The organism is Nocardia sp. NPDC050413 (assembly GCF_040655475.1).
GTDB lineage: Bacteria > Actinomycetota > Actinomycetes > Mycobacteriales > Mycobacteriaceae > Nocardia > Nocardia coubleae.
In genome coordinates, this window is sequence record NZ_JBFAJZ010000010.1 from 106,041 (window position 1) to 124,913 (window position 18,873).

At 66.6% G+C, this 18,873-nt stretch carries 25 protein-coding genes and 1 tRNA gene; 17 read left to right on the plus strand and 9 right to left on the minus strand.

Annotated elements, in window-relative coordinates:
- Window positions 1–86 precede the first annotated feature (86 nt).
- On the minus strand, window positions 87–1,034 hold the full coding sequence (locus AB0I19_RS22455) for a prephenate dehydrogenase (protein ID WP_357150851.1): 948 nt from the start codon (window positions 1,032–1,034) through the stop codon (window positions 87–89).
- Window positions 1,035–1,092: 58 nt separating this feature from the next.
- Between AB0I19_RS22455 and AB0I19_RS22460 the strand changes: the two genes are divergently transcribed.
- From AB0I19_RS22460 to AB0I19_RS22470, 3 genes are all read left to right on the plus strand, one after another.
- Window positions 1,093–1,632: a tRNA adenosine deaminase-associated protein gene (locus AB0I19_RS22460; RefSeq protein WP_067494712.1), complete on the plus strand. Its 540-nt coding sequence runs from the start codon at window positions 1,093–1,095 to the stop codon at window positions 1,630–1,632.
- Window positions 1,633–1,643: 11 nt separating this feature from the next.
- Entirely contained in the window at window positions 1,644–2,078 is a 435-nt protein-coding gene (locus AB0I19_RS22465) for a nucleoside deaminase (RefSeq protein ID WP_084457211.1), read from the plus strand.
- 46 nt (window positions 2,079–2,124) lie between these two features.
- Window positions 2,125–2,215, plus strand: a tRNA-Ser gene (locus tag AB0I19_RS22470).
- Window positions 2,216–2,253: 38 nt separating this feature from the next.
- Here AB0I19_RS22470 and AB0I19_RS22475 read toward each other — a convergent pair.
- The gene (locus AB0I19_RS22475; RefSeq protein WP_357150853.1) at window positions 2,254–3,423 is read right to left on the minus strand and encodes a tyrosine-type recombinase/integrase; all 1,170 of its coding nucleotides are present in this window, start codon (window positions 3,421–3,423) and stop codon (window positions 2,254–2,256) included.
- Window positions 3,410–3,877 (minus strand): helix-turn-helix transcriptional regulator, encoded by a 468-nt coding sequence (locus AB0I19_RS22480; protein ID WP_357150855.1) that lies wholly within the window; start codon window positions 3,875–3,877, stop codon window positions 3,410–3,412. The genes AB0I19_RS22475 and AB0I19_RS22480 overlap by 14 nt, the downstream gene beginning before the upstream one ends.
- Window positions 3,878–4,001: 124 nt before the next feature.
- Between AB0I19_RS22480 and AB0I19_RS22485 the strand changes: the two genes are divergently transcribed.
- From AB0I19_RS22485 to AB0I19_RS22530, 10 genes are all read left to right on the plus strand, one after another.
- Window positions 4,002–4,190, plus strand: coding sequence for a helix-turn-helix domain-containing protein (locus AB0I19_RS22485; protein ID WP_357150857.1), 189 nt, complete (start codon window positions 4,002–4,004; stop codon window positions 4,188–4,190).
- A gap of 89 nt (window positions 4,191–4,279) precedes the next feature.
- Window positions 4,280–4,795: a hypothetical protein gene (locus AB0I19_RS22490; RefSeq protein WP_357150859.1), complete on the plus strand. Its 516-nt coding sequence runs from the start codon at window positions 4,280–4,282 to the stop codon at window positions 4,793–4,795.
- Window positions 4,792–5,079, plus strand: a complete 288-nt coding sequence (locus AB0I19_RS22495) for a hypothetical protein (protein WP_357150861.1) — start codon at window positions 4,792–4,794, stop codon at window positions 5,077–5,079. Before AB0I19_RS22490 ends, AB0I19_RS22495 begins: the two co-directional genes overlap by 4 nt.
- A gap of 51 nt (window positions 5,080–5,130) precedes the next feature.
- Window positions 5,131–5,466 carry a hypothetical protein gene (locus AB0I19_RS22500; RefSeq protein WP_357150863.1) on the plus strand — a complete coding sequence of 112 codons (336 nt, stop codon included), beginning with the start codon at window positions 5,131–5,133 and terminating at the stop codon, window positions 5,464–5,466.
- A gap of 230 nt (window positions 5,467–5,696) precedes the next feature.
- Window positions 5,697–6,722, plus strand: coding sequence for an AAA family ATPase (locus tag AB0I19_RS22505; RefSeq protein ID WP_357150865.1), 1,026 nt, complete (start codon window positions 5,697–5,699; stop codon window positions 6,720–6,722).
- 194 nt (window positions 6,723–6,916) lie between these two features.
- Window positions 6,917–7,171 carry a hypothetical protein gene (locus AB0I19_RS22510; RefSeq protein WP_357150867.1) on the plus strand — a complete coding sequence of 85 codons (255 nt, stop codon included), beginning with the start codon at window positions 6,917–6,919 and terminating at the stop codon, window positions 7,169–7,171.
- Window positions 7,168–7,464, plus strand: a complete 297-nt coding sequence (locus AB0I19_RS22515; protein ID WP_357150869.1) for a WhiB family transcriptional regulator — start codon at window positions 7,168–7,170, stop codon at window positions 7,462–7,464. Before AB0I19_RS22510 ends, AB0I19_RS22515 begins: the two co-directional genes overlap by 4 nt.
- Window positions 7,461–7,751 carry a hypothetical protein gene (locus tag AB0I19_RS22520; RefSeq protein WP_357150871.1) on the plus strand — a complete coding sequence of 97 codons (291 nt, stop codon included), beginning with the start codon at window positions 7,461–7,463 and terminating at the stop codon, window positions 7,749–7,751. The genes AB0I19_RS22515 and AB0I19_RS22520 overlap by 4 nt, the downstream gene beginning before the upstream one ends.
- Window positions 7,748–8,089 carry a hypothetical protein gene (locus AB0I19_RS22525; RefSeq protein WP_357150873.1) on the plus strand — a complete coding sequence of 114 codons (342 nt, stop codon included), beginning with the start codon at window positions 7,748–7,750 and terminating at the stop codon, window positions 8,087–8,089. The genes AB0I19_RS22520 and AB0I19_RS22525 overlap by 4 nt, the downstream gene beginning before the upstream one ends.
- A complete protein-coding gene (locus tag AB0I19_RS22530) occupies window positions 8,086–8,646 on the plus strand; it encodes an HK97 family phage prohead protease (protein ID WP_357150875.1) in 561 nt (186 codons plus the stop codon). Before AB0I19_RS22525 ends, AB0I19_RS22530 begins: the two co-directional genes overlap by 4 nt.
- 623 nt (window positions 8,647–9,269) lie before the next feature.
- Here the strand turns inward: AB0I19_RS22530 and AB0I19_RS22535 are convergent.
- The 3 genes from AB0I19_RS22535 to AB0I19_RS22545 all read right to left on the minus strand — a co-directional run bounded on the left by AB0I19_RS22535 (window position 9,270) and on the right by AB0I19_RS22545 (window position 10,080).
- Complete coding sequence (locus tag AB0I19_RS22535) at window positions 9,270–9,404, minus strand: hypothetical protein (protein ID WP_357150877.1); 135 nt, start codon at window positions 9,402–9,404, stop codon at window positions 9,270–9,272.
- Window positions 9,405–9,553: 149 nt separating this feature from the next.
- Window positions 9,554–9,835: a hypothetical protein gene (locus AB0I19_RS22540; protein ID WP_357150879.1), complete on the minus strand. Its 282-nt coding sequence runs from the start codon at window positions 9,833–9,835 to the stop codon at window positions 9,554–9,556.
- Window positions 9,832–10,080 (minus strand): hypothetical protein, encoded by a 249-nt coding sequence (locus AB0I19_RS22545; RefSeq protein WP_357150881.1) that lies wholly within the window; start codon window positions 10,078–10,080, stop codon window positions 9,832–9,834. The genes AB0I19_RS22540 and AB0I19_RS22545 overlap by 4 nt, the downstream gene beginning before the upstream one ends.
- Before the next feature lie 185 nt (window positions 10,081–10,265).
- Here AB0I19_RS22545 and AB0I19_RS22550 point away from each other — a divergent pair, with 185 nt between their 5' ends.
- Window positions 10,266–11,426, plus strand: a complete 1,161-nt coding sequence (locus AB0I19_RS22550) for a helix-turn-helix transcriptional regulator (protein WP_357150883.1) — start codon at window positions 10,266–10,268, stop codon at window positions 11,424–11,426.
- Complete coding sequence (locus AB0I19_RS22555; protein ID WP_357150885.1) at window positions 11,426–11,593, plus strand: hypothetical protein; 168 nt, start codon at window positions 11,426–11,428, stop codon at window positions 11,591–11,593. The genes AB0I19_RS22550 and AB0I19_RS22555 overlap by 1 nt, the downstream gene beginning before the upstream one ends.
- Before the next feature lie 220 nt (window positions 11,594–11,813).
- Here AB0I19_RS22555 and AB0I19_RS22560 read toward each other — a convergent pair whose 3' ends face one another.
- The gene (locus AB0I19_RS22560; protein WP_357150887.1) at window positions 11,814–12,830 is read right to left on the minus strand and encodes a helix-turn-helix domain-containing protein; all 1,017 of its coding nucleotides are present in this window, start codon (window positions 12,828–12,830) and stop codon (window positions 11,814–11,816) included.
- A gap of 285 nt (window positions 12,831–13,115) precedes the next feature.
- On the opposite strand from AB0I19_RS22560, the gene AB0I19_RS22565 reads away from it, so the two are divergent.
- Entirely contained in the window at window positions 13,116–13,364 is a 249-nt protein-coding gene (locus tag AB0I19_RS22565; protein WP_067494949.1) for a hypothetical protein, read from the plus strand.
- A gap of 33 nt (window positions 13,365–13,397) precedes the next feature.
- Here the strand turns inward: AB0I19_RS22565 and AB0I19_RS22570 are convergent, their stop codons facing one another.
- Together AB0I19_RS22570 and AB0I19_RS22575 are read right to left on the minus strand one after the other, a co-directional pair.
- Window positions 13,398–15,686 (minus strand): MMPL family transporter, encoded by a 2,289-nt coding sequence (locus AB0I19_RS22570; RefSeq protein ID WP_357150889.1) that lies wholly within the window; start codon window positions 15,684–15,686, stop codon window positions 13,398–13,400.
- Between the two features lie 162 nt (window positions 15,687–15,848).
- Window positions 15,849–18,143 carry an MMPL family transporter gene (locus AB0I19_RS22575; protein WP_357150891.1) on the minus strand — a complete coding sequence of 765 codons (2,295 nt, stop codon included), beginning with the start codon at window positions 18,141–18,143 and terminating at the stop codon, window positions 15,849–15,851.
- A 133-nt stretch (window positions 18,144–18,276) separates the two neighbouring features.
- Here AB0I19_RS22575 and AB0I19_RS22580 point away from each other — a divergent pair, with 133 nt between their 5' ends.
- On the plus strand, window positions 18,277–18,870 hold the full coding sequence (locus AB0I19_RS22580; protein ID WP_067494697.1) for a TetR/AcrR family transcriptional regulator: 594 nt from the start codon (window positions 18,277–18,279) through the stop codon (window positions 18,868–18,870).
- The last annotated feature ends 3 nt before the right edge of the window (window positions 18,871–18,873 follow it).

Sequence of the window (18,873 nt, forward strand, 5' to 3'; positions counted from 1 at the left end):
CCGGCCGCCCATCGCAGGCGGCCACCTGCCGGCGTCGACCGCCCTGATCGACCTGGTCACGGCGGCTGGCGAACGGTCGCGACCGACTACAGCGCCCGCAGCACCCCGCCGCGCCGACCAGCACGCCGCAGCTCGTCGAGCCAGCCGTCGGCGCCGGGCGTCACCCCCGTGATCTCCCATTGCGCCCGGCTGTCGTAGGCCGACCGCCCCCGGTAACCCGCCTCGACAATCTCGCCGAGCGTGCCGTCGGCGCGAAGAGCCTCACGCGCGGCGATCAGCGCCTCGATGGTTTCGTCGAGCACCAGTTCCAATGCCCCGGCATTCGGTTCACAGATCGCGCGAACCAGGTCTGGCGCGGTACCGGCTACCCGGGTGCCGTCGCGGAACGAACCGGCTGCCAACCCGAGCGCCAGCTCACCCCCGTCCGCCCCGGCCGCGGCCAGCGCCTCGGCCAGCACATGCGGCAGATGCGAGATCCGCGCGACGGCCTGGTCGTGTTCCTCGGCAACGACCGGAACCACGACGGAACCGCAGTCCAAAGCCAGCCGGACCACCCGCGACCACGGCTCAACCCGGGTGCCCTCATCCACGCCCACAGCCCACACCGCGCCGCGGAACAGCTCGGGATCGGTTGCCGCCCAGCCTGATTCAGACGTACCGGCCATCGGGTGACCGCCCACATACCGGGCCTCGAGCCCCTGCTTGCGTACCGCGTCGGCCACCGGTCCCTTCACGCTGACCACATCGGTCAGCGCACACTCCGGCGCATAGGCGGCGACCTCCGCGAGTACCGGCGCGACGGCGGGCATCGGTACCGCGAGCACCACGAGCGCGTCGGCGGCAGCGGCCCGGCTCAGCACCTCGGGCAGGTCACCCGACACGTCGAAACCGTCGAGCCGGGCGGCCTGAGCGCCGTCGGCCGATCGGTTGTACCCGAACGCCTCGTACCCGGCGTCCACGGCCGCGCGCAGCACGGAGCCGCCGATCAGACCCGTTCCGAGGACACACACGGCACCACGCTCGTCGATACTCACGAGAACAGATTGGCACACGAGTTCATCATTACGGGCGGGACAGACTACCGTTTGGTCCATGGCAGCACAGCGCTCGGGCACGAACAGGGCGGCGTCGGATGACGACTTCGACGTCGAAGGGTTCGCCGTGGCGGTGGTCCGCGAAGAAGGTACGTGGCGGTGCAGTCCTCTCAGCCACGACGCCCTCGTCGACCTCTCCACCGCCGAGACCGAATTGAAGGCATTGCGCAGCTCCGGTGCGGTGTTCGGGCTGCTCGACGTCGACGACGAGTTCTTCATCGTGCTGCGGCCCGCGCCGAGCGGCACCCGGCTGCTCGTCTCCGACGCGACCGCCGCGATCGACTACGACATCGCCGCCGACGTCCTCGACGCACTCAATGTCGAGATCCCCGACATCGACCCCGACGAGCTCGACGACATCGAACCGTGGGAAGAGGGCGACCTCGGCGTACTCGCCGACCTCGGTCTGCCCGAACCGGTGCTCAGCGTGATCCTCGCCGACACCGACCTCTACCCCGACGAACAGCTGAAACTGATCGCCGAGCGCCTCGGTTTCGCCGACGAATACGCGGCGGTGCTGGACAAACTGCAGAAGTGACCGACGAGGACATGCTGCGCGCCGCACTCGCGGCCGCCGCCGACGCCGACCCGCGCGATGTGCCGGTCGGCGCCGTCGTCTTCGATGCGCAGGGCCGCGAGCTGGCCCGCGCGGCCAATGCCCGCGAAGCCCTCGGCGACCCGACCGCCCACGCGGAAGTCCTCGCCCTGCGAAAAGCCGCGGCCGTCCACGGCGACGGTTGGCGGCTCGAAGGCGCGACCCTCGCCGTCACCTTGGAACCGTGCACGATGTGCGCGGGCGCGCTGGTTCTCGCCCGCGTCGAGAAGGTGATCTTCGGCGCCTGGGAACCCAAGACCGGGGCCGTCGGCTCCCTGTGGGACGTAGTCCGCGACCGCCGCCTCAACCACCGCCCTCAGGTACGCGCCGGAATCCTCGAATCCGAGTGCGTCGCCCTTCTCGACACCTTCTTCCGTAACCAGCGCTGACCAGCCGATTTAGTGATCGAGCCCCCTATCCGGTACCGTAGTCGGCGGTGGCGTGTCCGAGCGGCCTAAGGAGCACGCCTCGAAAGCGTGTGACGGGTAACCCCCGTCCGAGGGTTCAAATCCCTCCGCCACCGCCACGAGCCCCTCACTTGTTCACGCAGGTGGGGGGCTTTTTCTATGCCGTGTCGCGGTCCGGATCGGATACCGTGCCCACATTTTGCCCACACCCCGGCGGAGCGTATGCGGCATGGATCGCGGACGCCGCCCGGTCGAGGTCGCTGTCGAACAGGTCCGCGTACACCCGCAGCGTGACGCTGGCGTCGGCGTGGCCGAGCATCCTTGCGAGCACCAGCACGTTCACGTTCGCCGAGATCGCCAATGACGCGCAGGTGTGCCGCAAGTCGTGCGGGGTAATCGCCTGCACTTGCGCTCGCTTCACCGCGCCCGCGAACCATCCGCCCGAGGACTTCGGCCGCGGTAGGTAGTCGGTGCCATCGCCGAACACGAGCGACCCACGGCCGCGGCCCTTGCACTGCACCGACAGTTCGTCGAGGACGAATTGCGGGACCGGGACCGGGCGAACCTTGCGGCTCTTGGTTTCCCCGACGGCATGATCGACGCCGAGCTGTACGGCGTTGTCTGCGACGGACAATCGACGCCGCAGGAAGTCGATGTCACTGACCCGCAGCGCGACCAGCTCGCCCCAGCGGATGCCGCAGTAAGCCAGCGTGAGCACCAATGCGCGCCGGTCCTTGCCCGCCTCATCGGCCAGCCGAGCCACGTCGTCGCGCGTTAGGTAGACGTGCCGCTTGCCCGTCTTTTTCGGCAGGTTCTCGACGCCTCGAGCGGGGTTCGACCGCAGCCGCTTCGACTTCACCGCGGTATCCAAGATGCCCGCCAACACCCCATAGGCCCTGACAATCGTGGTGGCGCCGCTGCCCTTCCGGATCACCTTGTCCGGGTCCTGCGGGTCCGTGATCGTACGACCCATATCGGCTACCCAAGTCTCGACGGCGTCGAGCTCTATATCGGCGACAGGTGTTGTGCCCCAACGTGGTTCGACGTGCGTGCGCCATGCGGAATCCAGCGTCCGGTAATTCGACGGTGCCACGTCGACCTCCTTCCGGAGTAGCCATTTCGGCGCCAGCTCGCCCACGGTCACCCGTCCGAGCGACGGCGCGACGTACTCGCCGGACATCTTCTGAACCTCGACGGTGGCGGCGAACTTCTCGGCGTCGAGCTTGCGTCGGAATCCGCGCTTGTCGGTTTGTTTGCCGTCGGGCTTGCGGTAGCGGACGCGGTACCGCTTTCCTGACTGGGTGTCGTACGGCTCAATCGTCGCCATCGGCCGGACCCTCGAACGTCACCGAGGGGGCCATGAACACTTGGAGCTCCTCCCATCGTGGATAGGTGCGGCTGTGGAACTCGGCGATATCGCGGACGTTGCCTCCCCTCAACGGCTTTCGTGCGGTGAGGAAGTTCCACAGAGCCCGGGCGGTGAGGCCATCGACGGTGCTGCCGGTCGGCTCGACGACGTCCTCGGAGAGGGCCGTCTCCGGCATCAATAGCGCGGCCGGCGTGACGTCGAGCGCGATGCTCAGGGCCATCAGGTCATCCACGTCGACGCGCCGCTCGCCCTTCTCGATGCGCCCAAGGCCCAGAACTGGGATCGGACGGCCGACAGCCTCGAGCCTGCGCGAGAGCTCCGCATAGCTGAGGTTCAGCCTGGTTCGGATCTTCTGCACGTTGGTCGCGACGGTTTCGCCTGTCGGTCCAAGTTCGTTTTTCTTCCCTGCCATGACTGAATCATGGCACATCAAACATGACGCAGATAGATCATGCTTGATTAGAGACCGTTCATCCTGTATCTCTTAAAGTGTGTGGCATCAAAGATGGCGCAAACACTTCAAAGGATGGGCGAACATGGGTGATCTATTGAATCCGGACGAGCTGGCTACCCGCTGGGGAACGTCGAGGGCGGTCCTCGCGCAGTGGCGCTACCTCGGCCGCGGTCCGGCCTACGTGAAGGTCGGCGGAAAGCGCGTGTTCTACCGGCTGTCGGATATCGCCGACTACGAGAACTCGCGGACTGTGAAGCCGGGCGCTGCCTGATGTCCCAGAACGAAAGCGGCCCGGGAGCTGCTCGAACAGCTCACCGGGCCAACGAATCCAGCCACCCCGTTAGGAAGCAGGACTTCAGCATGGACGATACCAACTCCACCCCCGCCGAGAACAGTGGCGTGCGTCACCTGATCCTCATGGTCTCCAGTTTCCTCGGCGTCGTTCACCCGCTGGCATTGCCGATCGAGGGGTGGATGGCCGGGCTGCGTCGCAACTACGGCGGCCACCTCAACGTGATCGGCCTGCTCGAGCCCGTGTACGCCGAGATCCGTGAGATGGACCCTGTCGAGGCATGGGAACGACTCATCGCCGAGCTCGACAACCTTGAGGCGCTGCGGGTGGCAATCCTGCCGGTGACTGTCGCGGACGTTCTCGCCATGGCCGATGAGCAGGGGCGGGCGGCGTCCGATGTGGCCGCGGAGTTCGACCCGAGGATCGGCCGGGACGACGTGCCCGTGCACTGCGTCTACTGCGGCCGTGGACTGGGCGCTGATGCCTTGGTTGTCGGCCACGATGCCGAGACCGGGCACGTGGACCATGCCTGCGCCGATCTCACCGGGTGCAACGACCCGCTCCCCGAGGCGGAGCAGGCATGACCCGCCATATCGCCCCGAGCCTGGGTCACGCGATCTTCTCCGAAGCCGACGTGCGCGCGTTGTGGGCTAAGTGGAGCGGCGATCGGCCGGTACCTACACAGGCTCCCGACGCAAACCGTCTGCGCCGTGCCCTGGCCGACGCCGACCGCGAACGGGTCCGGCGAGACCAGCTCGAGGCCGCGCGCCAGCGCCTCGAGGGCGCGGACCGTGCGCCCTGGCCGGACGCCGAGGCCGCGTGGCTCTCGGCCATCCAGCTCGCTCGATCCGTCTTCACCACCCCGTAGCTACGCAGGCCGCCCGCTCTCCGGAGCGGGCGGCCGAGAGGAGAGACCGTAATGCCTGACCTGTTTATGGTCGTCGGCGACGACGGCCTGCCGCGCGGTGTTGTCGACCGCGACCGGATGGAGAGCGACGCGACCCGGCTCATGTATCAACTTGCTGCCGTCGCGGGGGATGACGCCGAGACAGATCGCATCGCATGCGAGTGGGTCGAGCGCCTCGACCCGGACGCGTTTGGGTACGTGGCCGCGGGCGCGTTGTCGTTGATGACGCGAAACATCCTCGCGCCGCTGCTGGAAGTTCTTGACCAGGCGCTGCCTCACATCAAGTTCCGCGCCAAACTGGTCGAGTCGCGCGACCAGGCCGAGGAAGCTCTCGGCGGTGGACAGTGACCGTAGCGACCGAGCCGCCCCGGAGTTGCCACGTCCATCGGCCGACTCACAAGCGGGGGTGCTTCTCCTGCGACCTGGCGTATCAGGAGCAGATCGAGGAGCTGCGCCAGGATCAGGAGCGCCCGGCACTCGAGGTGGTCACGGATGACTTCGAGCAACCAGCCCGGAACGTTCCCGCGGGCCCAGAACGTGCCGGGACCGTTCCGGGAACGGTCCCAGCGACCCGGTCTGTGGTCCTTTCCTCATTCGCCACCGAGCGCGACGACGTTCCGGTCTGGGCATGGAGCTACGGCGGAAAGGGTCGGGTACCCGTGGGTGCGCTGGCCCTGTTCGCCGGTCGCCCTGGCGCTGGCAAGTCGACCGCCGGACGATGGTTCGCCGCGGCCGCGAGTAACGGCGTGCTCGAGGGCTGTTGGTATGGCAAGCCGGTGAACACCGCGTACATCGCCGCCGAGGAGTCCGCGAAGTATGTGGTGAAGCCAGGACTGCGGGCCGCTGGTGCGGACCTACGCCGCGTGTTCATGCCGAAGGTGCAGATCATCGGCGAACAGGTCCGGTTCCTGTCCTCACACGACATGGAGGAGCTGGCCGCCCAGCTGAAACAGCACGAGGTGAAACTCGTCGTCGTCGATCCACTGATGTCGACGATCGGCTCCAAGACCGACATCAACCGCAACAACGAGGTCCGCTCGCTGATCGAGCCATGGTCGAAGCTGGCCGAGGACATCGACGGCGTGGTCCTCGGTATCGCCCACCTGAACAAGTCCGGCAACGGCGACGTCGTCGCCGGGATCAACGGTTCGTCGGCCTTCGGTGAAGTCGCACGGTCGGTGTTCGGCTTCGCCAAGGATCCCGATTCCGACGATGGCGATCGAATCCTCTCGCAGGAGAAGAACTCGATCGGCGAGGAGGACCTGGCCCTCACCTACCGAATCGAGTCGGCCACCGTCACCACCGACACCGGCAAGTCCGCCGACGTCGGCCGGTTCGTCATCGTCGGGACATCCGACCGAACAGTCGGCGACGTCCTACGCGACAACGGCCGCACCGAGTCGGACTCACGTTCCGCCAACGACGAGGTCGACGAATGGCTTCGCGATCTGCTCGCCAACAACCCAGTCCAGTCGACGGATGTCTACAAGGCGGCGGTAGGTGCGGGCTTCTCCGCCGACAAGGCCAAGCGTGCGAAGGCCCGCATCAAGGCCACGAGCTACAAGGACGGCGACTTGTGGTTCTGGAAGAAGGCAGTCGGATGAGCGGGAGCAAGGGAGCGCAACGGAGTACTACACCTGTGGCGTGCTCCCTTGCTCCCTTCCAGTTCGCAAGGGGTTTCAAGGGAGCAAGGGAGCAAGGGAGCAAGGGAGCGGGTCTACGCGAGCCGTGCTCCCTTGCTCCGACGAATTCACCACTTTCACCACTTTCACCACCCGGAAACAGCGAGGAGACCCCGATGACCGAACCGCTTGGTGAGCGTGGCGCCTACATCACCGCCGACGACTTCCTGAACGATCGGCGAGACTGGCTCTCCGTTCACTCCGTGGAAGTCCAGCCCGGCGCCTACGACATCGTGCTCAAGCTCGACGGAACGTACTTCAACCAGGCGGACGCGGAGGAGGTTGCCGGGTCCTTCGCCCGGGATCTGCGGTACCTGCTCGCTCGCATCGACCCGGAGCGGTTGCTGGTCCCACCTCCGGATGCGGTATGAGCGCCTGGCCCACAATCAGCGAACTCGCCGCCGAACTCGCCGACGACCGTCTCGACGGCGCGGCCTGCACCGGCCGAGCACCGCTGTTCGATGTCGACGCCGCTCCGGACGAACACGACGACGACCGCGCCTACCGTCTCGCATCCGCCGCACGGATCTGCCGCGGCTGCCCGGTGCAGCTCGCCTGCGACACCATCTCGCGCGAGCTGGGCGGCCGAGCGGTCGGAGTGTGGGCGGGCCGCTCTCGAGGCGTGCCCCGCACCTCCGGCCGGCCGAAAACGGGTGTGGCATGAACGCCGAAACCATCCGCGTCGCGCACTACGTCGCGGTGAAGGAGTTGCAGCGCCTCCACAATGACGGCCAACGCATACCGCGCTGGCTTGCCGAGCACGAACGGCGACTACGCCAGGACATGGCCGCGCTCGGACACCGCGCTGTCCCCGGGCCACTGGAGCAGCAAGGCTGGAGGACATGCAGCGACATCGCCGAGGAGGAGCAATGCAGTACGCGGACAGTTCGACGCCGGGCGGCACGTCTCGGGGCGATGAAGATCGGCAACCACTGGTGGTTCCCCCCGTGACAGATACTCCTGTCCCGGTCGCCATCCTGTTCGCCGAAGGGTTCGGCGTCCGTGGTCCCTGGTCGAGCGTCGACTCCCTTGCCCGCGAACTGGGCGAGCACATCGTCTACAACGACATCGGACAGCGGTGCGTCACCCGTGACCACGCCCGCCACATGTTCGCCGAGCGCGCCCAGCAACAGGAACGCCAGCGCCAGCGGCGCGCGGAGTCCGCCGCCGCCGACCACGAGCACCGTAGGGCCGAGACCTCGGCCCAACGCGCCCGTCTCGCCTCCCTCGCTGCCCAGCAACGGGAGCAGGGCGGTGGTTTGGTCCGTGCACCCGAGGATGTGCGATGAGCATTCTGGTGCGCGACACTGCTGGGGCAATCGAGACTCCGGGTAGCCGCCTCGTCGATGTGATCGCGGTGCCCTACGGCGAACCCGCTGCCGTGCAGTATCAGGGCGAGATGTGGACGGAGATATTCGACCGTGGCGCATTCTCGGGAATGGACCGCACTCCCGGCCGGTGTCGAGTCAATCGCGGCCACGACCGCACCCGGACCGTGGGCAAAGTGGTTCGTCTTACCGAAGCCGAGCATGGACTGATCGCACGAATCAAAGTCGCGCGAACTTCGCTCGGAGATGAAACGCTCGCTTTAGCTGCCGAAGATATGTTGTCGATGAGTGTCGGTTTCGGGATTCATCCGGGCGGCGTGGAAATCGACCGGCGCACCATGACCCGCCGGGTCCGCAAGGCCTGGCTCGACCACCTGAGCTTTGTCGAGTCCCCCTCCTATGCCGGGGCGAAAGTCATCACCACCCCAAGCCTCGACGCCTGGCTCAATGACCCCGTCCTGCGTTGGGCCGCCCAACGGTGCGGTACCACCCGAGGCGAAGCGGTCAGCAACAGCTGAGCCGTCACGGACTGCGCGTCAAAGTCACCCGTCGCCGCGGTCGCCAACGGCATGAGCACGCGGCGGCAACAGGGAATCCATGGCAGCGAGGCGATTCCTTTCCTGGCCCGCGGGCCATGCCGAAGACCTGCCAGCGCGCACGAACCGCACCACCGATGAACCGATCGGGGGTGCGGTTCGTTTTTTTTCATCCACCACGGGCGACTCACGTGCTGGGCAGTCGATCTCTCTCTCCGGGTTTTTCCCCCTCCCCCCTCCCCCTGGGGTTGGCCCGATCCCGGCCGATATGCCGCGATCCTGGTCGTTCTCGGACCGTCGCGGTTGCCTAGACCCGTACACAGAAAATCGCGACTGCCGAGCGCTGAGTCGACCTGTGGTCGCTCAAAAAACGGCAAGCCGACCCCTCGGGATTTGAGAGTGAGCCGAACTCACTCTCAACGGCGCCCGTGCGGGATCCCGCAAAGTTTCCGGGCAACCACGTTGCTCATCGACACGGTTGAGGTGCCCATCACCGCGACTGCGGTGCTCGTCACCGTGGTTGCTGTGTGTCAAACGTGTATTGATACAACAGCGCCCCGCCAGATCAATTCTGGCGGGGCGCTTTTCGTCGTCTATCCGAACTCTCAGCTGTTCCGTGCGTCCAGCTGGGTCGGCTTGATCCAGCTGTCGGCGCCGTCGATCCGGGTCTTCCGGGGCGCGTCGTCGATCTCGGTCTTACCGGCGTTGCCGTCGGGGCCCGGGGGCACGATCTTGTCCATGTCACCTCCTCTCGCGATCTCGGGTAGAGCCGGATGGATCAGGTCAGCGGGGGAAGATCGAGCGGTAGATCAGCCAGGTCACGAACACCAGCAGCAGGCAGACGCCGACGATCACGATCACTTTCACCATGCAGATCTCCCGGGTGGTTTCATGCCTGGATGCCGAGCGCGCATCGGCCGACGCTCTGGCGTGACCATTCCTTCGCCCGGCCGGTCATCCCCCACACGCGCGGGGTTGCGGTGGTTCCGGTGACGAACCCGATCGCGGCCAGATGCCGCAGGTGCTCGCGAATCTGGGAGCTCGACATCTGGGTGCGCTTAGCGATGCCATCAGCGGTGAGCGCGCCGTCAACAAGTGCGCCCAGGGTGCGCGATTCCCCCTCGGTCATGACGACTTCCTCTTCCTGCCGAAGCTGCTCGTTTTCGGTCACAGTGACCCATTCGCGGGGCTCGGAACGACGTCGCCGAGCTCGACGAGCAGAGTCCAGCCCGCGGCCTTGCGTGCGCACCGCGCCCGGTCGCACGTGCGGTGCAGCTGCAACACGCGGTGTGCCATCTCGCGCGTGAGCGGGTCACTCGGCAAGGAGTGATCGAGCACCGGCGACGGTTGTCCGGTCTGCTCGGCCTCCTGCGCCAATCGCGCCATGATGTCCCACACGGTCGGCTGTTTCGGCACGGCTGATGTCTGTTGCCACATGGTCGCCCCTGCTGTCGTGTTGAGGTGCCCCGGCGCCAGCGACTCGATGGTCAACTGGCGCCGCGGCCTGCAATGAGAGTCGCCGCAGGCAAGAGCGCGGAGGGACAGTAAAGGGACAGAAACAACCCGAGACACAGCGAACGCCTGCACGTACGCTCGGGTACATGGGCACGCATGTAGGCCAGGCCATCGCATCGGAACGGAAGATCGCTGGTCTGAGCCAACGTCAACTAGCGACCCGCTCGGGGTACAGCTTGAGCATGATCAAGGCTGTCGAGCAGGGGCGCGAGCTCGCCTCTCCTGGCTTCGTTTCGACGATCGCTCGCGCGCTGCACGTCACTCCTGAGCAGATGACCGGCGCACCGTACAGCGACGGCAAGCCGCTGGCCGACGCTGTCAACGGGCTGTCGATACTGCTGGCCGAGGGCCGCTACGCGCGCGCCGAAGAGCCGGGTGGACTGGTACAGCTCGAGGCCGACCTCGCTGCCGCACAGGACTTCTACCGACGCGACCGCACTCGACAGACCATCGAGGTACTGCCCAGTGTGATCCGCCGCCTGCACGGCGCGGTGCGCGTACTCGGCGGCGACGAGCAGGCGCACGCCTATTCGCTGCTCGCGTCGGCCTACATCCTGGCCGAGTGGTCGGCGCGGCGTACCGGGCATCTGATGTTGGCGTTGCCCGCGCTCGATCTCGCCGACAGCTACGCGCCCCTCGGCGACGACCCGAACTACCAAGCCTTCTCGGCACTGGCGCGGGCTCGCATCCTCACCCACTACGGGGAATCCGAGGTGGCTGCCCAGCTCATCGGCCAGGCGATCACCGCGGCCGACGACACCCGTCCCGGCATGGTCCTTGCCGGGTACTCGCATTTGGCCGGCGCGATCAACGATGCGCGCCAGCTCGACTACCCCGGCGCCACCTCCCACATCGACGCCGCGCGGGAGCTGGCCGCGCACACCGGCGAAACCGATCTGTACATGACCGCGTTCGGGCCGCTCAACGTCGACATCCACGCGCACGCCGTCGAGCTCGAGGCCGGTGACCCGAACCGCGCAGCGATCGACGGTGCCGGACTTGCCTACGGTCCCGACGCACCACGAACCAGGGTCGCGCACCACTGGCAGGACAACGCCCGCGCCTGGTTGATGAGCGGCAAGCCGGACCGCTCCCTGGCCGCTCTGAACAAGGCACGCGCTGCCGCACCGCAGCAGACCCGCCTCCATCCCGCAGTGCGCGAGACCGTGTACGGGATCGCCGCGGCGCAGCGGCGCCAGTCCGAGAGCCTGCTCGGGTTCGCGCACTGGCTCGGGGCGAGCCTGTAGTGGGCGCACTCGAGGACAGCCCGAAGTTCGTGCGAGTGAAGGTGGCCCCCGAGGAGATCACGCGCGGCCGTCGCGACGCCGGGAGAATCCTCGGTCGGACCCTGCCGATCGGGCAGGGCGAGATCGACGCCTATCTCGAGGTCGGCCTCGAGCCGCCGACGGAGTAGCGATGCTGGATACCGTCGTCGCTGTCGGCGTGCTCGGGATGCTGGCAGCCGTCGGCCTGGCTGGTAATCACTGCGGTTCGCCGGTAGGTGTCGATCGACCCGAGTGCCCACATTTTGCCCACAACCTGCGCTGAATCGGGTTGATCCGGAGTGAATCACAGTGAGGCAATTCCGCAGGTAGAGCGGTTATCGACCCCCTGACCAGGAGGGCGGAAAGAGTTCAAATCCCTCCGCCACCGCCAGCAAGCCCCTTACCTGTTCCGACAGGTGAGGGGCTTTTGCTTTGTGCGGTTCGGAAGGTGCTGCGGTACGCCGAGGGGGAGGTGTGCAGGGCCTTGGCGAAGTGGTGGCGGAAGGTGACTGCGGTGGCGAAGCCGACAGCCGTGGCGATCTCCTCCACCGGGGCATCGCTGGTTTCGAGCATCGCGAGGGCGGCCTGAATGCGTTGGGCGGTGAGCCATTTGCTCGGGGTGGTGCCGGCGGACCGAACGAAATGCCGCAGGTAGGTGCGCTGGGACAGGCCCGCCACCCGGGCGAGGTCGGCGACACCGATCGGCTCGTGGAGGTGTTCGGCGGCCCAGGCCAGGCTGCGCCCGACCGGGTCGTCGAGGGGTTCGGGCGGCATCGGGGACTCGATGTACTGTGCCTGCCCGCCGGTGCGGTGCGGCTGGATCACCAGCCTGCGGGCGACCGCGTTCGCCACGGACGCGCCCATGTCGGTGCGCACCAGGTGCAGCGCCAGGTCGAGGCCCGCCGCGCAGCCCGCGCTGGTGAGGATGTCGCCGTCGTCGGTGTAGAGCGGCTCGGCGTCGACGACCACAGCGGGATACCGCTCACGCAGCAGGTCGGCGTATCGCCAGTGCGTGGTGGCCCGGCGACCGTCCAACAGCCCGGCCGCCGCGAGCGCGAAAGCACCCGAGCAGATCGACACGATGCGTGCCCCGTTGCGATGCGCCTGCCGTAGAGCCGCGATCAACTCCGGTGACGTGGCGGCGCGCGGGTCGGCGACGCTCGGCACCACCACCGTGTCGGCGGCGGCGAAGTCGGCGAGACCGTAGGGGCTGCTCATGGTCGCACCGCCGATCACCCGGATGGGGTCGGGGGTTTCGGTGCAGACCTTCAGCTCGTACCAGGGCTGATCGATGTCGGGCCACACGAGGCCGAACACCTCGATGACGATGCCGGCCTCGAACGCCGTCATCCCGTCGTAGGCCAGCACCGACACTGTCGAACCCATGTCTGAATCTTAGCGATAGTCGTCATCTACGCCACTTCTCGTGACCTTCGCAGCCCGCGACCATGGATTCATGTGGAAGAAATTGAAGGAATTCGCACTCGGCATCCACGCCGCGAACGCCATCAGGCACGGTGTGTGCCCGCCCGCCGCCGCCCGTCGCGAACCCGCGAAACCCACAACGCGCTGATCGAGAGCTGTCGACGGCTATTCACCTGCGTCCGACCTGCGGTGTAGTACTCGCGTAATAGACTGAGTTACACCGAAATCCGGGAAGGAACGATGATTATGCGCGGGCGTGTGCCGCCACCCGCGAAGTCCGGGATCGGGCTCGGGGGGAAGCTCTTGGTTCTGATCGTGCTCGGGTGGGTGGCCGTGGGGCTTCTCGCCGCAGGTCAGCGGCACTATTTCTCGAAGCTTCCGAGGGAGTGCTCGGATTGGGCGACGATCGCCGTCACGGCGGCGGCGGGACCGGGGAACTACATCGGGCTGAACCCGAGGGTCACCGAATGCGAGGTTCCGCAGCCGAGCAAGTAGGCCGGGCACCCGAACGAGTGCCCGGCCCGGGTCTCACAATTCCGCGGCCGCCATCTCGCGGTCGTTGCGGTGGATCTCGCGCAGCTTGGAACCCTCCACATCGATATCGGGGACGATCCTGTCCAGCCAGGCGGGCATCCACCACGCCCATTTGCCCAGCAGCACAAGCAGAGCGGGGATGAGCACCATGCGCACGACGAACGCGTCGAGCGCGACGCCCGCCGCCAGCGCGAAGCCCATCGACTTCGCGGTGACATCGGATTCGAGCAGGAACGAACCGAACACCGAGATCATGATGATCGCCGCCGAGGTGACCACGCGCGCGCCGTGGTGGTAACCCTTCACCACCGCCTCGGTCGGTTCGGAGCCGTGCACGTACTCCTCGCGCATGCGGGTCACCAGGAACACCTGGTAGTCCATCGCGAGCCCGAACACCAAGCCGATCAACATGATCGGCAGGAAGCTCACCAGCGGATGCGGGTCCGAGATCAGCCCGAGCTTGCCCTCCTGGAAGACCAGCACGGTCGCGCCGAACGTCGCCGCCATCGACAACAGGAACCCGAGCGCGGCCGTGAGCGGCACCAGGATCGAGCGGAACACCAAGATCAGCAGGATGAACGCGGCGCCCGCGACGATCGCCATGTACGGCACGATCTTGCTCAACAACACGTGATCGATATCGGCGTAGATCGCGGTGGTTCCCGTGATGCCGTACGACATCTGGTACTGCTCGTGCAGCGCGGCCTCGGCATCGCGTGCCGACTGCACCAGATCCTTGGTCGACTGATCGTTGGGTCCGGCCTTGGGAATGCCGTTGATGAGGGCGCCCGCGCCGTCGGAGCTCAACTGCGGTTCGGTGACCAGTTCCATGTCGGGGTAGGACATGAGCTTGTCGCGCAAGGCGTTCAGCGCGGCCGGTCGCTGATCGGCAGGGGTGTCGGCCAGGTCGACGGCCACCTGCAACACACCGTTGCTGCCCTCACCGAAACCCTCGGTGCGCAGGTCGTAGGCCTTACGCACGGTGGTCGACTTGGGCAGGCTGTCCTCCCCGGGCAGGCCGAGATTCAGGTTCAGCGCGGGCGCGGCGAGCAGGCCGAGCACCACGATGGCCAGGATCATCGTCACCGCGGGGAACTTGGCGATCACCCGGGCGACGCGGGTGCCGTTGGTGACGACGCTGTCGTCCTCGGGATCGTGCTGGGCGATCAGCGGCAGCTTCGGCTTGAACAGGGCCTTGCCGAACGCACCGAGCAGCGCGGGCATGAGGGTGATCGCGGTGAGCACGGCGAACGCGGCCGCCACCGCACCACCGAGACCCATGAACGTCAGGAACCGGACACCGACGATGGCCAGCCCGGCGAGCGCGATGATCACGGTGAGACCGGCGAACACCACCGCCGAGCCCGCCGTACCGAGCGCGGTACCGGCGGCTTCCTCGGCCGAATCCTGCACGGTCAGTTCGTGTTTGTAGCGGGAGACGATGAACAGCGCGTAGTCGATCGACAGCGCGATACCGATCATCGAGGCGAGGAATGTCGTGAAGCTCGGGATCTCGAGCACCGTGGTGGACAGGAAGATCAGCGAGGTCGCGGCGCCGAGCCCGACGATGGCGGTGATGATCGGCACGAAGGCCGCGACGATCGCGCCGAACGCCACGATCATCACCACCAGGGCAACGGCCATACCGATCATCTCGGACTTGCCGCTCGGCATCTCCTGCTCCATGGGCAGGCTGCCGCTCATCTCCACCGTGAGCCCGGCGGCGCGGGCGTCGTCGCCCACGGCGTAGGCGGCCTCGCGGTCCTCGGGTTTCACATCGGCGAACTCTTTGATGGTGAACGGGACGCTGAAGTAGGCGACGGTGTCGGGTGCCGATTCGTTCAGCACATTGAGCGGCGCACCACTGCAGGTCGACGGATCAGGTTGCGCGGTAAGGCAATCCATTTCCTCGGTGGCCGTGATCGGGTCGACGATCGGTTCGGTGTGATCGACGATCGGCAACTGCTCGAGCCGCTCGATCATCGCCGCGACGGCCTCGCGATTGGCCGGGTCGGTGAGCTTCTGGCCTGCGGGCGCGCCCACGACGTAGGTGCCGGTGACCGCGTCGAACGCGAACGCCTCCGACATACCCGGGAAGTGTTTGTCGAGGATTTCGGTGGCTCGCTCCGACGGCAGGTTCGGCATGCTGAAGTCGTCGGTCATCGGCTTCTGCAGCTGGGCACCGAGTCCGCCGAGCACCATGAAGCAGAGTAACCAGACGGGGAGCACGATCCATTTGCGGCGAAAGGCCAGCTTTCCCCACCGGTACAGATAGACGGACACGGGTTTCTCCTCGGTGATTCGGTGCAGAACGTGGAGGTAGAGCCGGGTCGAACTAGTCCTGAGTCTGCTGCCGCGATACCGCGATATCAAGCAACCGGGCCCGCACATGCGACGACCCCGCGATCCATGGGGCGGATCGCGGGGTCGTGTCAGGGATTACGGTCAGCCGACGGCGACCGGGTGCTTCACCGTCTCGGTACCCGAGTTGCGCAGCTGCTCGAGCTTGGCGCCCTCGACGTCGATATCGGGAACGATGCGGTCGAGCCACTTCGGCATCCACCAGGCCCACTTGCCCATGATCACCAGCAGCGCGGGCACGATCACCATGCGGACCACGAAGGCGTCGATGGCGACACCGGCGGCCAGTGCGAAACCGAACGACTTCGCGGTGACGTCGGTTTCCATGATGAAGGAGCCGAACACCGAGATCATGATGATCGCGGCCGAGGTGACCACGCGGGCGCCGTGGTGGTAACCGGCGACCATGGCTTCCTTCGGCGAACGGCCGTGCACGAATTCCTCACGCATGCGGGTCACCAGGAACACCTGGTAGTCCATCGCGAGACCGAACACCAAGCCGATCAACATGATCGGCAGGAAGCTGACCAGCGGCTGTGGATCCTCGATCAGCCCGAAGGTGCCCTCCTGGAAGATCAGCACGGTGGCACCGAAGGTGGCAGCCATCGACAGCAGGAACCCGAGCGCCGCGGTGAGCGGGACCAGGATCGAGCGGAACACCAGGATCAGCAGGATGAACGCGGCACCGGCGACGATCGCCAGGTACGGCACGATCTTGCTGAGCAGCGCGTGGTCGACATCGGCGTAGATCGCGGTGGTACCGGTGATGCCGTACTGCATGCCGTACTGGGCCTGCAGCTCGGCCTCGGCGCCGCGCGCCGACTGCACCAGATCCTTGGTCTCCTGGTTGTTCGGACCGGACACCGGGACGCCGTTGAGCATGGCGCCCTGCTTGTCCTCGCTCCACTGCGGCTCGGTGACGTAGTCCATGCCCTCGTAGGAGGCGAGCTTGTCGCGCAGCGCGCCGAGCGCCGCCTCACGCTGACCCTCGGGCGTGGCGCTCAGGTCGGCGACGACCATGAGCACACCGTTGCTGCCCTCACCGAAGCCCTCGGTGCGCAGGTCGTAGGCCTTACGCACGGTCGAGGTCTTGGGCAGGCTGTCCTCGCCGGGCAGGCCGAGGTTCAGGCCCGCGGCGGGTGCGGCGAGCGCACCGAGCACGACCACCGACAGGATCAGGGCGACCCACGGCGCCTTGCCGATCAGGCGGGCGAAACGCTGGCCGTTGGTGACCGAGCTGTCGTCCTCGGGATCGTGCTGGGCCACCAGCGGCAGCTTCGGCTTGAACAGGGCCTTACCGAAGGCGCCCATCAGGGCGGGCATCAGGGTGACGGCGGTGAGCACCGCGAACGCGGCGGCGATGGCGCCACCGAGACCCATGAAGGTCAGGAACTCCACGCCGACGATGCTCAGCGCGCCGAGCGCGATGATGACGGTGAGACCGGCGAACACCACGGCCGAACCGGCGGTGCCCAGCGCGGTACCGGCGGCTTCCTCGGCCGAATCACGCACGGACAGTTCGTGTTTGTAGCGCGAGACGATGAACAGCGCGTAGTCGATCGACAGCGCGATACCGATCATCGAGGCTAGGAAGGTGGTGAAGCCGGGCACTTCCATGAAGGAGGTGCCGAGCATGATCGTCGAGGTCGCGGCGCCGAGGCCGACGATGGCGGTGACGATCGGGACGACCGCGGCGACGATGGCACCGAAGGCGATCACCATGACGATCAGGGCGACGCCCATACCGATGAGCTCGGACTTGCCGCTCGGCTGTTCCTGCTTCATCGCGATGGAACCGCTGAGTTCGACGGTCAGGCCGGCGTTGCGGGCATCGGCGCCGACCTCGAAGGCGGCGTCGCGCTCGGCGTCGGTCACGTCGGTGACGTTCTCGATGGTGAACGGCACGTTGAGGGTGGCGACGGTCTTCGGCGCGGTTTCGTTGAGCACGTTGAGTGGGGCGCCCGAGCAGGTCGACGGGTCAGGGTTGCTCAGGCAGCCCATCTTGTCGGTCATCTCGATCGGGTTGGCCAGCGGCTTGGTCTTGTCGACGATCGGCAGTTCACCGAGCTTGCCGATGAACGCTTCGATCGCGGCACGGTTGGCCGGGTCGGTGAGCTGCCGGCCCTCCGGCGCGGCGATCACGTACGTGCCTGCCACGGCGTCGAACTTGAACTGTTCGGACATGCCGGGGAAGTGCTTGTCGAGGATTTCGTTGGCGCGAGCCGAGGGCAGCTCGGGCATGCTGAAGTCGTTGCTCATCGGCTTGCTGAGGGTGGCGCCGAGCCCGCCGAGCAGCACGAACAGCAGTAGCCAGACCGGCAACACTATCCATTTACGGCGGAAAGCGAACTTTCCCCATCGGTACAGGTATACGGACACGTGTCCCCGCCTCCACATCGCGAATGATTTGTCTACCGTGCGGTAGGTAGACTACCGACGGCGTAAGCGGAGGGGCAACCTCAATTTTATGGGCGCCGGATAGATCACCAACGATTCATGGGAGGATTGCGACATGGCTGCCCGGGACACCGCCGACACCGTTACCGCAGGTGGAGGCACTAAACAGGCGATTCGTGATGCCGCGCTCCGGCTGTTCGCCGCGAAAGGCTTCGAGCAGACGAGTCTGCGCGAAGTCGCCGATATGGTGGGAATCACAAAGGCGTCGCTGTACTACCACTACGCGTCGAAACTCGATCTGCTGCTGGCGATCATCGACCCGATCATCGATCACATGCGCGACATCGTCACCGATATCGACGCCGTCCCCTACGACAGCGAGGGCATCCGCGCCGTCCTGCGCACCTATCTGCGCGGCATGATCCGCCACCGCGACGCGGGCGCGCTGTGTGTGCGCGACACCGCCGCCATCGTCAACGCCATCGCCGACCGCTACCCGGATCTCATGGAACCCACTCGCGAGCTGCGGACCTGGCTGTCCGGACCGAATCCCACGCCGGAGTCGATGCTGCGCGCGGCCGGTGCCATCGAGGTGCTCGGGGTGGCGCTGCTGTCGATCGAGCTGGCGCCGGGAGCCACCGACGCGCTCGTCGAGCAGACGCTGCTCGACGCGGCGACCGCCGTGCTGGCCGGCGGCGCGACCGCGTAGGTT